The sequence below is a fragment of the Seleniivibrio woodruffii genome (assembly GCF_004339245.1).
Classification (GTDB): domain Bacteria; phylum Chrysiogenota; class Deferribacteres; order Deferribacterales; family Geovibrionaceae; genus Seleniivibrio; species Seleniivibrio woodruffii.
Genome location: NZ_SMGG01000003.1, coordinates 744,770 through 756,670 on the forward strand (window position 1 = coordinate 744,770; position 11,901 = coordinate 756,670).

The 11,901-nt window shown below is 47.6% G+C and carries 26 protein-coding genes; all 26 read left to right on the forward strand.

Features of this window, described 5'->3' with window-relative positions:
- The coding region (locus tag C8D98_RS14045; RefSeq protein ID WP_430726980.1) for an EF-Tu C-terminal domain-related protein at nt 1-112 on the forward strand (112 nt) is incomplete at its 5' end.
- Nucleotides 113-123: 11 nt separating this feature from the next.
- Complete coding sequence (gene rpsJ, locus C8D98_RS03575; protein WP_132872088.1) at nt 124-432, forward strand: 30S ribosomal protein S10; 309 nt, start codon at nt 124-126, stop codon at nt 430-432.
- An 18-nt stretch (nt 433-450) separates the two neighbouring features.
- A complete protein-coding gene (gene rplC, locus C8D98_RS03580) occupies nt 451-1,089 on the forward strand; it encodes a 50S ribosomal protein L3 (RefSeq protein ID WP_132872090.1) in 639 nt (212 codons plus the stop codon).
- A 12-nt stretch (nt 1,090-1,101) separates the two neighbouring features.
- Complete coding sequence (gene rplD, locus C8D98_RS03585; protein WP_132872092.1) at nt 1,102-1,728, forward strand: 50S ribosomal protein L4; 627 nt, start codon at nt 1,102-1,104, stop codon at nt 1,726-1,728.
- Nucleotides 1,725-2,012 (forward strand): 50S ribosomal protein L23, encoded by a 288-nt coding sequence (locus tag C8D98_RS03590; protein ID WP_165871172.1) that lies wholly within the window; start codon nt 1,725-1,727, stop codon nt 2,010-2,012. Before rplD ends, C8D98_RS03590 begins: the two co-directional genes overlap by 4 nt.
- Before the next feature lie 14 nt (nt 2,013-2,026).
- Nucleotides 2,027-2,854, forward strand: coding sequence for a 50S ribosomal protein L2 (gene rplB / locus C8D98_RS03595; protein WP_132872094.1), 828 nt, complete (start codon nt 2,027-2,029; stop codon nt 2,852-2,854).
- Between the two features lie 12 nt (nt 2,855-2,866).
- Complete coding sequence (gene rpsS / locus C8D98_RS03600; RefSeq protein WP_132872096.1) at nt 2,867-3,148, forward strand: 30S ribosomal protein S19; 282 nt, start codon at nt 2,867-2,869, stop codon at nt 3,146-3,148.
- 1 nt (nt 3,149) lies between these two features.
- Nucleotides 3,150-3,482 carry a 50S ribosomal protein L22 gene (rplV, locus tag C8D98_RS03605; protein WP_132872097.1) on the forward strand — a complete coding sequence of 111 codons (333 nt, stop codon included), beginning with the start codon at nt 3,150-3,152 and terminating at the stop codon, nt 3,480-3,482.
- A gap of 11 nt (nt 3,483-3,493) precedes the next feature.
- Nucleotides 3,494-4,150, forward strand: coding sequence for a 30S ribosomal protein S3 (gene rpsC / locus C8D98_RS03610; protein WP_132872099.1), 657 nt, complete (start codon nt 3,494-3,496; stop codon nt 4,148-4,150).
- Entirely contained in the window at nt 4,150-4,575 is a 426-nt protein-coding gene (gene rplP, locus C8D98_RS03615; protein WP_132872101.1) for a 50S ribosomal protein L16, read from the forward strand. Before rpsC ends, rplP begins: the two co-directional genes overlap by 1 nt.
- Nucleotides 4,572-4,769 (forward strand): 50S ribosomal protein L29, encoded by a 198-nt coding sequence (gene rpmC / locus C8D98_RS03620; protein WP_132872103.1) that lies wholly within the window; start codon nt 4,572-4,574, stop codon nt 4,767-4,769. Before rplP ends, rpmC begins: the two co-directional genes overlap by 4 nt.
- Nucleotides 4,769-5,044, forward strand: a complete 276-nt coding sequence (rpsQ, locus tag C8D98_RS03625; protein ID WP_186434592.1) for a 30S ribosomal protein S17 — start codon at nt 4,769-4,771, stop codon at nt 5,042-5,044. Before rpmC ends, rpsQ begins: the two co-directional genes overlap by 1 nt.
- A gap of 6 nt (nt 5,045-5,050) precedes the next feature.
- Nucleotides 5,051-5,422: a 50S ribosomal protein L14 gene (gene rplN / locus C8D98_RS03630; protein ID WP_132872106.1), complete on the forward strand. Its 372-nt coding sequence runs from the start codon at nt 5,051-5,053 to the stop codon at nt 5,420-5,422.
- Between the two features lie 12 nt (nt 5,423-5,434).
- Nucleotides 5,435-5,761 (forward strand): 50S ribosomal protein L24, encoded by a 327-nt coding sequence (gene rplX / locus C8D98_RS03635; protein ID WP_132872108.1) that lies wholly within the window; start codon nt 5,435-5,437, stop codon nt 5,759-5,761.
- Between the two features lie 16 nt (nt 5,762-5,777).
- Nucleotides 5,778-6,326 carry a 50S ribosomal protein L5 gene (gene rplE, locus C8D98_RS03640; protein ID WP_132872110.1) on the forward strand — a complete coding sequence of 183 codons (549 nt, stop codon included), beginning with the start codon at nt 5,778-5,780 and terminating at the stop codon, nt 6,324-6,326.
- Nucleotides 6,327-6,512: a type Z 30S ribosomal protein S14 gene (locus tag C8D98_RS03645; protein WP_132872111.1), complete on the forward strand. Its 186-nt coding sequence runs from the start codon at nt 6,327-6,329 to the stop codon at nt 6,510-6,512.
- Nucleotides 6,513-6,531: 19 nt separating this feature from the next.
- Nucleotides 6,532-6,930 (forward strand): 30S ribosomal protein S8, encoded by a 399-nt coding sequence (rpsH, locus tag C8D98_RS03650; RefSeq protein ID WP_132872113.1) that lies wholly within the window; start codon nt 6,532-6,534, stop codon nt 6,928-6,930.
- Nucleotides 6,931-6,942: 12 nt separating this feature from the next.
- Complete coding sequence (gene rplF, locus C8D98_RS03655; protein ID WP_132872115.1) at nt 6,943-7,482, forward strand: 50S ribosomal protein L6; 540 nt, start codon at nt 6,943-6,945, stop codon at nt 7,480-7,482.
- Between the two features lie 11 nt (nt 7,483-7,493).
- Nucleotides 7,494-7,859: a 50S ribosomal protein L18 gene (gene rplR, locus C8D98_RS03660; protein WP_132872117.1), complete on the forward strand. Its 366-nt coding sequence runs from the start codon at nt 7,494-7,496 to the stop codon at nt 7,857-7,859.
- A gap of 10 nt (nt 7,860-7,869) precedes the next feature.
- On the forward strand, nt 7,870-8,376 hold the full coding sequence (rpsE, locus tag C8D98_RS03665) for a 30S ribosomal protein S5 (RefSeq protein ID WP_132872118.1): 507 nt from the start codon (nt 7,870-7,872) through the stop codon (nt 8,374-8,376).
- Nucleotides 8,377-8,388: 12 nt separating this feature from the next.
- Nucleotides 8,389-8,838 (forward strand): 50S ribosomal protein L15, encoded by a 450-nt coding sequence (rplO, locus tag C8D98_RS03670; RefSeq protein ID WP_132872120.1) that lies wholly within the window; start codon nt 8,389-8,391, stop codon nt 8,836-8,838.
- Nucleotides 8,839-8,841: 3 nt separating this feature from the next.
- A complete protein-coding gene (gene secY, locus C8D98_RS03675) occupies nt 8,842-10,152 on the forward strand; it encodes a preprotein translocase subunit SecY (protein ID WP_132872122.1) in 1,311 nt (436 codons plus the stop codon).
- Nucleotides 10,152-10,799: an adenylate kinase gene (locus tag C8D98_RS03680; protein WP_132872124.1), complete on the forward strand. Its 648-nt coding sequence runs from the start codon at nt 10,152-10,154 to the stop codon at nt 10,797-10,799. Before secY ends, C8D98_RS03680 begins: the two co-directional genes overlap by 1 nt.
- Nucleotides 10,799-11,542 carry a type I methionyl aminopeptidase gene (gene map, locus C8D98_RS03685; protein WP_132872126.1) on the forward strand — a complete coding sequence of 248 codons (744 nt, stop codon included), beginning with the start codon at nt 10,799-10,801 and terminating at the stop codon, nt 11,540-11,542. Before C8D98_RS03680 ends, map begins: the two co-directional genes overlap by 1 nt.
- A gap of 7 nt (nt 11,543-11,549) precedes the next feature.
- Complete coding sequence (gene infA, locus C8D98_RS03690) at nt 11,550-11,774, forward strand: translation initiation factor IF-1 (protein WP_132872128.1); 225 nt, start codon at nt 11,550-11,552, stop codon at nt 11,772-11,774.
- Nucleotides 11,775-11,785: 11 nt separating this feature from the next.
- On the forward strand, nt 11,786-11,899 hold the full coding sequence (rpmJ, locus tag C8D98_RS03695; protein WP_132872130.1) for a 50S ribosomal protein L36: 114 nt from the start codon (nt 11,786-11,788) through the stop codon (nt 11,897-11,899).
- The last annotated feature ends 2 nt before the right edge of the window (nt 11,900-11,901 follow it).

The window sequence follows — 11,901 nt, forward strand, 5'->3', positions numbered from 1 at the left end:
TTGTGATGTTGAACTTATCACACCCATCGCTATGGACCCCGGTCTTCGCTTCGCAATCCGTGAAGGCGGACGTACTGTTGGCGCAGGCGTGGTTGTTGAGATCTCTGAGTAATAGGCGAAGTAATGGAAAATCAAAAGATCAGAATAAAGCTTAAGGCTTTCGATTACAGAATTCTGGATAAAGCAGTGAAAGACATCGTCAACACTGCGAAACGTACAGGCGCAGAGGTAGTGGGACCCATCCCGCTGCCTACTTCGATTGAAAAGTTTACTATCCTCAAGTCCCCTCACGTTAACAAGGACGCGAGAGACCAGTATGAAGTAAGGACTCATAAAAGGCTCATCGACATTTTTGAGCACAACCCTCAAACTATTGATGCCCTTATGAAACTGGAACTTTCCGCAGGCGTTGACGTAGAAATAAAACTCTAAGAGTAGGAAAAGACGAAAATGGCAAAAGCAATTATCGGCAAAAAAGTGGGTATGACACAGGTCTTTAAAGAAGACGGAACCGTAGTGCCTGTCACCGTTGTGCAAGCTGGCCCCTGTGTCGTTACCGAAGTCAGAACCAAGGACAAAGACGGGTACTGTGCCATTCAGCTGGGTTATGAAGAAATCGTCAAAGACGGCAAAGTAAACAAACCCATGGCCGGATATTTCAAGAAACAGGGCGTTAAGCCCCACAAGTATCTGAAGGAATTCAGAACTGAATCCGGCTCGGATAAAGCTGTCGGCGAGCAGGTCAATGTTACGATCTTTGAGGAAGGCGATCTCATTGATGTTCAGGGAACATCCATTGGTAAGGGCTTTCAGGGTGTTGTTAAGAGATATGGATTTGCGGGCGGTCCCAAGACCCACGGTTCACACTTCCACAACGTACCCGGCTCAATAGGGATGTGCGAATTCCCCGGCGAAACAGCGAAGGGAAAGAAGATGCCTGGCAGAATGGGCGGAAAAACTGTTTCCGTTCAGAACCTGCAAGTGGTGAAAGTAATACCTGAAACAAACCTGCTGCTTATTAAAGGTGCGGTACCCGGCCATGAAGACGGAGTCGTCTACATCAAACAAGCAGTTAAGGCTAAAAAGTAATCTGAGGAACTAATGGCTACTTTTGACGTTAAAAACGTGAAAAACGAAAAAGTGGGTCAGGTTGATCTGAGCGACGAAATAATGTCGTATCCTGTAAAACCTACCCTGATGCACGAGGTGGTAATTATGCAGCTTGCCTCTAAGAGAGCAGGCACGCATTCCACACTCAACAGAGCCAGAATGGACGGCGGTAAAGGTGCGAAACCCTGGAGACAGAAAGGCACAGGCCGTGCAAGATCCGGTTCTAAAAAGTCTCCCCTCTGGAGAGGCGGAGCAATAGCATTCGGTCCCCATCCCAGAGACTATGCTTACACTATGCCCAAGAAAAAGGTTAAGAACGCTCTTAAATCTGCAATCAGGGCAAAATCCGAAGCCGGCGCGCTTCATGTTATTGATGCGCTGAACGTTGCTGACGGTAAGACCAAAGAAGCAGTTGAAATCCTTAAGAATTTCTCTGCTGACAGAAAGGTTCTCGTGGTATACGGCGAGCTTGATGAGAAATCAGAAAGAGCTTTCCGCAACGTACCCTATGTTGACCTTCTCAACGTTAACGGTCTGAACGTTTATGACGTTCTTAACGCCCGCACAATCCTGCTTTGCCAGGATGCAATCGGACGTATTCAGGAGGTTCTCGTATGAGTCTGCTTTCAATGTACAACGTAATCAAAAAGCCCCTCATCACTGAGAAGGCTGTTGAGATGAAAGAGAACCTTAATCAAGTAACTTTCGCAACTGATGCGAGAGCTTCTAAAAAGCTCATCAAACTGGCAGTTGAAAAACTGTTCAACGTGAAAGTGAAAGATGTCAGAACTATGAACTACAAAGGCAAAGCAAAGCGTTTCGGCCGCACAATGGGCAAAAGAAGCGACTGGAAAAAAGCCATTGTTGTTCTGGCTGATGGCGAAAAACTGGAGTTTGTGTAAGAGAGGAATCTTAAATGGGAATCAAGAAGTTTAAACCGACTTCAGACGGTGTAAGGTTCAGAACCAACAGCGACTTCCAGGATGTGACAACCGATCAGCCTGAAAAGTCCCTGCTGGCGCCCCTGTCTAAACATGCAGGCCGTACTAACAACGGTCGCATCACAGTCAGACACAAAGGCGGCGGGAACAAAAGAAAATATCGTCTGATAGATTTCAAGAGAAACAAAGACAACATAGAAGCAAGTGTTAAAACAATCGAGTACGATCCTAACAGAAGCGCAAGAATCGCTCTTGTGTTTTATGCTGACGGTGAGAAAAGATATATCCTTGCTCCCCTTGGTCTTAAAGTTGGAGACAAGATCCACAGCGGTACGGAAGCGGATATCAAACTCGGCAACGCTAAGATGCTGAAAGACATGCCCGTGGGTACAGTTGTGCACAACGTGGAGATGAGGCCCGGTAAAGGCGGTCAGCTTGCCCGTTCCGCAGGAACATACGCACAGCTTCTCGCTAAAGAGGGAACCTATTGCCACGTCCGCATGCCTTCCGGTGAGATCAGACTTATCAAAGCCGAGTGCAAAGCCACTATCGGTCAGGTAAGCAACACCGAGCATGAGAACATTCAAATCGGTAAAGCGGGTAGAACTCGTTGGAAAGGCGTAAGACCTACTGTTCGAGGCGTTGCGATGAACCCTGTTGATCACCCCCATGGTGGTGGTGAGGGTAGAACTTCCGGTGGCCGTCACCCTGTGACCCCCTGGGGCGTTCCTACTAAGGGCTACAAAACAAGAGCCAAAAACAAGCCCTCTAACAAGTACATAGTTTCCCGCAGGAAGAAGTAGGAGGATTGACAAGTGCCTAGGTCATTAAAGAAAGGCCCTTTCCTGGATGATCACCTCGAAAAGAAGGTGATGGTTGCCAAAGAAAGCGGCGATAAAAAAGTCATTAAGACTTGGTCTAGAAGAAGCACCGTGATTCCTGAGATGGTCGGCCTGACATTTGCGGTCCACAACGGACAGAAGTTCATCCCTGTTTTCGTAACAGAGAACATGGTTGGCCATAAACTTGGTGAATTTGCACTCACCAGAACTTTCAGAAGTCACAAGAAAGACGACAAAAAGGTAAGGGGCAGATAACATGGAAGCTAAAGCTTACGCAAGGTTTCAGAGAGTTTCCACCAGAAAAACTCGCCCTGTAGCTGACCTTATCAGAGGTAAAAAAGTTGAGGAAGCTCTTGCTATCCTTAAGTTTACCCCTAACAAAGGCGCAGAGATTCTGTATAAAACCATCAAATCCGCTGCAAGCAACGCAGAGGAAAACCATGGTCACACAGATGCCAGCCGTATGGTTGTAAAAGAGGTTAGAGTGGATTCAGGTCCCGCTATGAAGAGGTTCACACCCAGAGCCTACGGAAGAGCATCCCTTATCCGCAAACCTACAAGCCACATCACTGTCGTGCTTTCAGACTAAGGGAGGATTCGGTGGGACAAAAAGTTAATCCTAACGGATACAGAATTGGCATAAACAAGCCCTGGAAATCAACTTGGTATGCCAATAAAAAAGAATACAGACAGCAGCTTCTTGAAGATATCAAGATCAGAAAGTATCTTAAAGAAAAGCTTGCTCAGGCCGGTCTTGCCAGAATCGGGATCGAGCGTATGGGTAACAGAGTGCGCATCACTCTTAACACATCACGCCCCGGTATCGTTATCGGTAAAAAAGGCGCTGAAATCGATAAACTGAAAAGAGATCTGAAAAGATTTACGGATTCCGAAGTTCTTCTGGTTATCAGAGAAGTTAAGAAACCCGAAATCAACGCTCTCCTCATCGGCGAGAACATCGCTATGCAGATCCAGAGACGTGTAGCTTTCAGACGTGCAATGAAAAAAGCCGTTCTTCAGGCTATGAAATCAGGCGCTCTGGGAATCAGAGTTGCTTGTTCCGGCCGTCTTGCCGGCGCTGACATGGCAAGAACAGAATGGTACATCAAAGGACGAGTTCCGCTTCAGACGCTTCGTGCGGACATCGACTACGGCACCACGGAAGCCCTTACAACTTACGGTATCATCGGTATCAAAGTTTGGGTCTTCACAGGTGAAGTTCTCGAGGACAGAGGCAGAACAGAGGCAGGTGAGTAATGCTTACACCCAATAGAATGAAATACAGAAAGCAGTTCAAAGGCCGCATCAAAGGTGTTGCGTCTAAAGGTCACTATGTGGCTTTCGGCGACTTCGGTCTTGCTGCAGACGGCAAAGCAAAGCTTACCAGCCGTCAGATAGAATCCGCGAGGATCGCTATCAACAGATACCTGAAAAGAGGCGGAAACCTTATTATCCGCATCTTCCCTCACAAACCCATAACCTCTAAGCCCCTTGAAGTAAGACAGGGTAAAGGTAAGGGTGCGGTTGAGTACTATGTGGCTCCCGTTAAAGAAGGAACCATCCTTTATGAAGTTGGCGGTGTTACAGAAGAACAGGCAAAAGAGGCGTTCAGAAGAGCATCTCACAAACTGCCCGTTAAGACCAAGTTCGTAAGACGTGAAACAGTGGAGGCAGCACAATGAAAGCAGCAGAACTGAAAGCACTTAGTGTTGCCGAGCTGAAAGCGAAAGAGCTTGAGCTCAGCGAAAATATCTTCAGAATGAAGTTTAAACTGGCCACAGGCGATATTGAGGATTCCTCACTTATCAGAAAGGCTAAAAAAGACATAGCTCGTATTCAGACCATCCTGAACGAGAAAAGCACCGAGGGCAAATAATGGAAGCCAGAAACGCTAGAAAAGTAAGGAAAGGAGTGGTAGTCAGCGACAAGATGGACAAAACAGTCGTTGTTAAAGTCCAGAGCCTGAAACTCCACCCCCGTTACCAGAAGTTCATCAAGAGCACTAAAAGTTTTAAGGCTCATGATGAGAACAATGAATGCAAAGTTGGCGATACCGTGGAAATCGTAGAGACTAGACCTCTCAGCAAAGACAAACGCTGGAGAGTGGCTAAGATTCTTCAACGCTCCATAGAAGCCGCAAGCCAGGAGTAAGATAAGATGATACAGGTTGAATCCAGACTCAGAGTTGCAGACAACTCAGGAGCCAAGGAAGTGCTTTGCATCAAAGTCCTCGGCGGATCAAAAATCCGCTACGGAAGAATAGGCGACATCATCGTGTGCACAGTGAAAGCAGCCGGACCCGACAGCAACATCAAAAAAGGTTCTGTCGTTAAAGCGGTTATCGTTCGCACTGCGAAAGAACAGCGCCGCCCCGACGGCACATACATCAAGTTTGATGACAATGCATGTGTTATCCTGGGCAAGAACAACCTTGAACCTATCGCAACAAGGGTTTTCGGACCCGTTGCCAGAGAGCTGCGCGGAAAAGGCTATCTGAAAATAGTTTCAATGGCTCCCGAAGTACTCTAAGAGGGTTTTTCAATGAGTGTTAAACTGAAAATCAAGAAGGACGACCCTGTTATCGTTACCACCGGTAAGGATAAAGGCAAGAAGACTAAGGTCGTCAAAATGGACAGGGAAGGCGGCAAAGTGTTTTGCGAAGGCGTTAACGTCTCCAAAAAGCACGTTAAACCCAACCAGTTCAACCCCGACGGCGGCATCGTTGACAAAACAATGCCTCTGGCAATATCCAATGTTGCGTACTACTGCCCCAAATGCAGTAAAGGCGTAAAGCTTGGACTCAAGGTTCTCGAATCCGGCAAAAAAGTCCGCTTTTGCAGAGCCTGTGGCGAGATAATCGATAAGTAACGGAGACTAAAAAGAAATGGCGGAACTTAAAAGAATCTATAAAGAAGAAGTTATGCCGAAACTTATTAAAAAGTTCGGCTACGCTAACGTCATGCAGGTCCCGAAAATTGACAAGGTAACTCTTAACATGGGTGTCGGCGAGGCAGTTCAGAACTCCAAAGCCGTTGAAGGCGCCCTGAGAGACATGACCCTCATCGCGGGACAGAAACCGGTTGTCACCAAGGCTAAAAAGTCCATCGCCAGCTTCAAGCTGAGAGAAGGTATGCCCATCGGATGCAAAGTCACCCTTCGCGGCGACGCAGCATACGACTTCCTGTTCAGGCTGACCAGAATCGCTCTGGCCAGGGTTAGAGACTTTGCGGGTGTAAACCCTAAATCTTTCGACGGCAGAGGCAACTTTGCCATGGGTCTGAAAGAGCAGATCGTCTTCCCTGAAATCGATTATGATAAAATCGATAAGATCAGAGGTTTTGACATCATCGTCACAACAACAGCTAAAACTGACGAAGAGGCTAGAGAGCTCCTCAGGGAACTCGGCATGCCCTTCGAAAATCCGGAGGCGTAAGTGGCTACTAAGGCTAAATTCCACAGCGGATTTCAGAAGAAGAAATTCAAAGTTCAGGAATACAATCGTTGCCCTATTTGTGGAAGACCCCGTTCTTTCATGCGCAGGTTCAACATGTGCAGACTTTGCTTCAGGAAGTTCGCCGCTGAGGGAGAAATCCCCGGCGTAAGAAAGTCCAGCTGGTAATAAGAAGGAGACTAAAGTCATGGGAATGACAGATCCTATCGCTGATATGCTTACAAGAGTACGTAATGCTCTTATGGTTAAACATCAAGAAGTCGTAATGCCTCATTCAAAAATGAAAGAGGCTGTTGCAGGCCTGTTTAAGGAAGAGGGTTACGTAAAAAATATCCGTGTGGTAACAGACGGAAACAAAAAGAATCTGGTGATACACCTTAAATATCATGATAACGGCGAGTCCGTTATCCGCGGGCTTAAGAGAATCTCTAAACCCGGCCAGAGAGTGTATATTAACACTAAAAACCTTAAACCTGTACTTGGCGGACTTGGAAACGGTGTCGTTTCTACTTCCAGAGGCATCAAGACCGTTAAGCAGTGCATCGCTGAGAAAGTCGGCGGTGAGTACATTTGCCAGATATGGTAATGGAGAGCGTTAATGTCTAGAATCGGTAAAAAACCTATAGATATTCCCGCAGGCGTGACCGTCACTATCGACAGAAACACGGTCAGCGTTGCAGGCCCCAAAGGCAAGCTGGAACAGGAACTCCACTACAAAGCCGTCGTATCAGTCGACGGTAATGTAGTGAACGTGGACAGAAAGGACGAAACTAAAATCTCCAAATCCGTTCACGGCCTTACACGTACTCTCATCAGCAACATGGTGACAGGCGTTACTCAAGGGTACACCAAGAAGCTTGACATTGTTGGTGTGGGTTACAGGGTTGCTCAGAAGGGAACAGATCTTGATCTGTCCCTCGGCTTCTCACACCCCGTTGTCGTGACTCCCCCCGCAGGCATCGAGCTTAAGGCGGAAACTCAGACAAAGATCGCCGTAATCGGTATCGACAAACAGCTCGTCGGTCAGGTAGCTGCCGACATCCGCAAGCTGAGAGAGCCCGAGCCTTACAAAGGTAAAGGTATCAGATACGAAGGCGAATACATTCTTAGAAAAGCCGGCAAGACCGGTAAGAAATAAGGGGAGTTGAAATGGCTGGATTTTCAAGAGCGACTGCCCGTATAAGAAGGCATGTTCGTAACAGAAAAAAGGTAAAGGGCTCAGAAATCAGACCCAGACTGGCTGTTTTCAAAAGCAACAGATACATCTATGCACAGGTGATCGACGACTCGAAAGGAACAACCATTGTAACTGCAAGCTCTCTTGAAAAAGAGATGAAAGAGCAGTTCAAAGGTAAAGTTAACCTTACAGTTGCCAAAGCCATCGGCGCAGAGGTTGCTAAAAGAGCTTCCGAAAAGGGAATCAGCAAGGTCGTTTTCGACAGAGGCGGTTTCCTGTATCACGGCAGAATCAGAGCACTTGCTGAAGGCGCTCGTGAAGCCGGACTGGATTTCTAAGGAGTAACCTATGAACAATGCTAACGTAAACGGCGAAAATCAACTTGTAGATAAAGTGGTTAACATAGGCAGAGTTACGAAAGTCGTTAAAGGCGGTCGTATATTCAAGTTCACAGCTCTTGTTGTTGTCGGCGACATGAACGGCAAAGTCGGTATCGGTCACGGCAAAGCGAGAGAAGTTCCGGACGCTATTAAAAAGGCGCTCGAGAACGCTAAGAAAAGCATGGTGGAAGTGCCCGTTGTAAACGGCACTATCCCCCACGATGTCATCGGACGTTTCGTTTCAAGCGAAATCGTAATGAAACCCGCCGCTGCCGGTACGGGTATCATCTCCGGCGGCGTGACCCGCTCACTTTTTGAGCTGGCAGGCGTTCAGAACATCCTCTGCAAGTCAACCAGAAGCAGAAACCCCTATAACTCGCTCTATGCGGTTATGGACGGGTTTAAGAACATCAGAACCCTGGAGAAGGTTGCCGAAATGAGAGGCAAAACCATTCAGGAAATCATTAAGTACTAAGAGGATACACAGATGGAACTTCATGATCTGAGACCGGCTCCCGGTGCCAATAAAGACAGAAAAAGACTCGGAAGAGGCAGCGGTAGCGGACACGGAACTACTGCCGGTAAAGGTACAAAAGGTCAGAAAGCCAGAAGCGGCGGCGGTACAAGACCCGGTTTTGAAGGCGGTCAGATGCCTCTTAACAGAAGACTGCCCAAAAGAGGTTTCAACAACGCAAAATTCGCTACAGTGTATGAAACTGTAAACCTTGAAGTCATCAGCAATAACTTCAAAGACGGTGATCTGGTTAACTTCGTCACCCTCAAAGAAAAAGGTATTGTGAAAGGCAATAAGGACGGTATCAAGGTTCTTGGCGACGGCGAGATCACTAAAAAGCTGAAACTCGAAGTTGACAAGATATCTGGCTCCGCAAAAGAGAAAGCGGAAAAAGCCGGCTGCGAAGTCGTTGTTCTGGGGTAATTAATGTTTAAAAAAATAGAAGAAATCTTCTCAATAGCAGAACTCAGGAAGAGGATCCTCTGGACTCTTTTCTTCCTGTTCGTTTATCGGGTGGGCGCTCACGTGCCCACACCCGGCATCGACGGCGAAGCACTCAGCCAGTTTTTTGCCCAGCAGTCAGGAAACCTTCTCGGTTTCTTCGACATGTTCACGGGCGGGGCACTGTCAAAGCTGACGGTCTTCGGTCTCGGTGTAATGCCGTATATCTCCGCATCGATCATCATCGAACTTATGAGCGTTGCGGTTCCTCACCTTGCTGAACTCAAAAAGAGAGGCCAGGAGGGCAGGGACAAGATAACCAGGTACACAAGGTATGGTACGGTCCTTATCAGTATGATACAGGGTCTCGGTATCGCAATCGGTCTTGAGGGGATGATGTCCCCCACAGGGTCGCCTATAGTTATGTATCCCGGATTTGGGTTCAGACTTCTCACGGCGCTCACCCTGACCACCGGTACGGTATTCCTTATGTGGCTTGGCGAGAAGATTACCGAAAAAGGTCTTGGCAACGGTATGTCGGTCTTAATTTTTGCAGGTATCATTGCGGGCTTCCCCTCTGCGGTCAGCCGTTCTGCTACTCTGCTTCAGTCCGGCGAGCTTCAGCTGATTGTTCTGCTGATAGTTCTGGCACTCATTTTTGTTGTCACCGCTGCTATTGTCTTCATGGAAACTTCACAGAGAAGAATACCCATTCAATATGTAAGAAAAGGCGGAGGCGGCAGTTCGGCTGCAACAACATCCTATCTGCCGCTGAGGCTTAACCCTGCCGGGGTTATCCCGATAATCTTTGCTATGTCTATTCTTGCATTCCCCAGCACTCTGGCTACATTCAGCCAGAACCCTGTGGTGCAGAAGATAAGCTTATACTTCTCCCCCAGCCACGTGTTCTACTATGTTATAACCGTGGCGATGATAGTGTTCTTTACATATTTTTATACGTCCATCATCTTTAACCCGAATGACATCGCTGACAACATCAACAAGTCCGGCGGCGTTATTCCCGGTAAAAGACCTGGTGCGGAAACTTCCGGATTCATAGACTACACACTGTCAAGACTGACATTTGTGGGCGCTATCTATCTTGGTGCTGTGGCCGTTCTGCCTCAGCTAATCATTCAGGGTTTCAACGTGCCTTTCTACTTCGGCGGAACTTCGGTTCTGATCGTTGTGGGGGTTGGTATGGATGTTATATCAAAAATTGAAGCTTCACTGGTGACCAACAATTATGACGGTTTCCTGAAGAAGGGCAGAATTAAAGCCAGAGGTGAGATGTAATGATTAATCTCATTTTCTTAGGCCCTCCCGGAGCGGGCAAGGGCACACAGTCTGCGAAGATAATAGACGAGTACAAGGTTGTCCAGATATCCACAGGCGACCTTCTCAGAGCCGCCGTTAAGGCCGGATCTGAACTTGGCAAAGAAGCTAAGGTTTACATGGACGGCGGACAGCTTGTCCCCGACAGGCTGATAATCGACATGATGAAGGAGCGCTTCCAGTCCGACGACTGCAAGAACGGCTTCATCCTTGACGGTTTTCCCAGAACAACGGCTCAGGCTGAAGCTCTGGATTCAATGCTTGTCAACGACCTTAAAACTTCCATTACCCATATCATCAGCCTTGAGGTTGATGATGAAGTGGTGGTTACCCGCAACACAGGCAGAAGAGTATGCCCCAAATGCGGAGCAACCTATCATATTAAATTCAATCCTCCCAAGACAGGCGGAGTCTGCAACAACGACGGGGAGACCCTCGTTCACAGAGACGACGACAGGGAGGAGACAATCCGCAAAAGACTGGCTGTTTATCACCAGACAACCGCACTGCTGAAAGACTATTACGGCAAGAGCGGAAAATTCCATGAACTCAACGGTGACGACACAACCGACAACGTTTTTGCGGCGATAAAGAAGATACTGGACTGATGGTTGTAATCAAGTCCAAATCCGAGATCGAGCTGATGAAGGCACCCTGCCACATAGTGAAAGAGGTGCTGGAGAAGTTGGAAGACTTTATAAAGCCCGGACTCACAACATTAGATATTGACAAATTTGTAGAGAATATTATATCCTCTCGGGATGCTCTGCCCTCTTTTAAGGGTTACAGAGGATACCCGGCCTCTATATGTGCGTCAATTAACGAAGTTGTGGTGCACGGGATCCCCTCCGACAGAAAAATTGTCGAGGGAGACATCATCAGTGTTGATGTCGGGGCATTTAAAAACGGATTTCACGGAGACGCTGCCCGAACCTATGCGGTGGGCAAAATTTCCAAAGAAGCTGAAGATCTTATAAGAGTGACCAAAGAGTCGTTCTTTAAAGGTATAGAAAAGGCCGTAGACGGCGGAAGACTCACGGACATCTCGCACGCTGTGCAGGTACATTGCGAGTCCCACGGATACGGAGTTGTTAGAGACTTTTTCGGTCACGGAATCGGAAGAGAAATGCACGAAGAACCGGCGATTCCCAATTATGGTAAACCGAATCGCGGGTTGCGGCTGCGTGCAGGGATGGTTCTGGCTGTGGAGCCTATGGTTACCGCAGGACATTACAGTGTTAAAACCCTCAAAGACGGCTGGACCGCAGTCACAGAAGACGGCAGTTTAGCGGCACATTATGAAAACACTGTGGCCATCACCCCGAACGGACCGGAAATATTAACCATGTAAAAGGCATATGGGAAAAAAAGAAGACGTTATCGAAGCCAGCGGGACGGTGCTTGAAGCTCTGCCGAACGCAATGTTTAAGGTCGAGCTTGAAAACAAGCACGTAATCCTGTCGCATCTCTCTGGAAAAATGAGGATGCACTTTATAAGAATTCTCCCAGGAGACAAGGTCACAGTGGAACTTTCCCCTTATGACCTTTCCAGAGGCAGAATTACTTACCGACATAAGAAATGACGGGGTGAAAAATGAAAGTTCGGGCTAGTGTTAAGCCTATATGCGCTAAGTGTAAAGTAATCAAACGTAAAGGGGTAATCCGTATAATCTGCGAAAACCCCAGACATAAGCAGAGACAAGGCTAAAA

Excerpts from the sequence above, each read along its gene's own strand:
- rpsJ (WP_132872088.1), top strand. The coding sequence starts at position 124 with ATGGAAAATCAAAAGATCAGAATAAAGCTTAAGGCTTTCGATTACAGA.
- rplC (WP_132872090.1), top strand. The coding sequence starts at position 451 with ATGGCAAAAGCAATTATCGGCAAAAAAGTGGGTATGACACAGGTCTTT.
- rplD (WP_132872092.1), top strand. The coding sequence starts at position 1,102 with ATGGCTACTTTTGACGTTAAAAACGTGAAAAACGAAAAAGTGGGTCAG.
- C8D98_RS03590 (WP_165871172.1), top strand. The coding sequence starts at position 1,725 with ATGAGTCTGCTTTCAATGTACAACGTAATCAAAAAGCCCCTCATCACT.
- rplB (WP_132872094.1), top strand. The coding sequence starts at position 2,027 with ATGGGAATCAAGAAGTTTAAACCGACTTCAGACGGTGTAAGGTTCAGA.
- rplV (WP_132872097.1), top strand. The coding sequence starts at position 3,150 with ATGGAAGCTAAAGCTTACGCAAGGTTTCAGAGAGTTTCCACCAGAAAA.
- rplP (WP_132872101.1), top strand. The coding sequence starts at position 4,150 with ATGCTTACACCCAATAGAATGAAATACAGAAAGCAGTTCAAAGGCCGC.
- rpmC (WP_132872103.1), top strand. The coding sequence starts at position 4,572 with ATGAAAGCAGCAGAACTGAAAGCACTTAGTGTTGCCGAGCTGAAAGCG.
- rpsQ (WP_186434592.1), top strand. The coding sequence starts at position 4,769 with ATGGAAGCCAGAAACGCTAGAAAAGTAAGGAAAGGAGTGGTAGTCAGC.
- rplN (WP_132872106.1), top strand. The coding sequence starts at position 5,051 with ATGATACAGGTTGAATCCAGACTCAGAGTTGCAGACAACTCAGGAGCC.
- rplX (WP_132872108.1), top strand. The coding sequence starts at position 5,435 with ATGAGTGTTAAACTGAAAATCAAGAAGGACGACCCTGTTATCGTTACC.
- rplE (WP_132872110.1), top strand. The coding sequence starts at position 5,778 with ATGGCGGAACTTAAAAGAATCTATAAAGAAGAAGTTATGCCGAAACTT.
- rpsH (WP_132872113.1), top strand. The coding sequence starts at position 6,532 with ATGGGAATGACAGATCCTATCGCTGATATGCTTACAAGAGTACGTAAT.
- rplF (WP_132872115.1), top strand. The coding sequence starts at position 6,943 with ATGTCTAGAATCGGTAAAAAACCTATAGATATTCCCGCAGGCGTGACC.
- rplR (WP_132872117.1), top strand. The coding sequence starts at position 7,494 with ATGGCTGGATTTTCAAGAGCGACTGCCCGTATAAGAAGGCATGTTCGT.
- rpsE (WP_132872118.1), top strand. The coding sequence starts at position 7,870 with ATGAACAATGCTAACGTAAACGGCGAAAATCAACTTGTAGATAAAGTG.
- rplO (WP_132872120.1), top strand. The coding sequence starts at position 8,389 with ATGGAACTTCATGATCTGAGACCGGCTCCCGGTGCCAATAAAGACAGA.
- secY (WP_132872122.1), top strand. The coding sequence starts at position 8,842 with ATGTTTAAAAAAATAGAAGAAATCTTCTCAATAGCAGAACTCAGGAAG.
- C8D98_RS03680 (WP_132872124.1), top strand. The coding sequence starts at position 10,152 with ATGATTAATCTCATTTTCTTAGGCCCTCCCGGAGCGGGCAAGGGCACA.
- map (WP_132872126.1), top strand. The coding sequence starts at position 10,799 with ATGGTTGTAATCAAGTCCAAATCCGAGATCGAGCTGATGAAGGCACCC.
- infA (WP_132872128.1), top strand. The coding sequence starts at position 11,550 with ATGGGAAAAAAAGAAGACGTTATCGAAGCCAGCGGGACGGTGCTTGAA.
- rpmJ (WP_132872130.1), top strand. The coding sequence starts at position 11,786 with ATGAAAGTTCGGGCTAGTGTTAAGCCTATATGCGCTAAGTGTAAAGTA.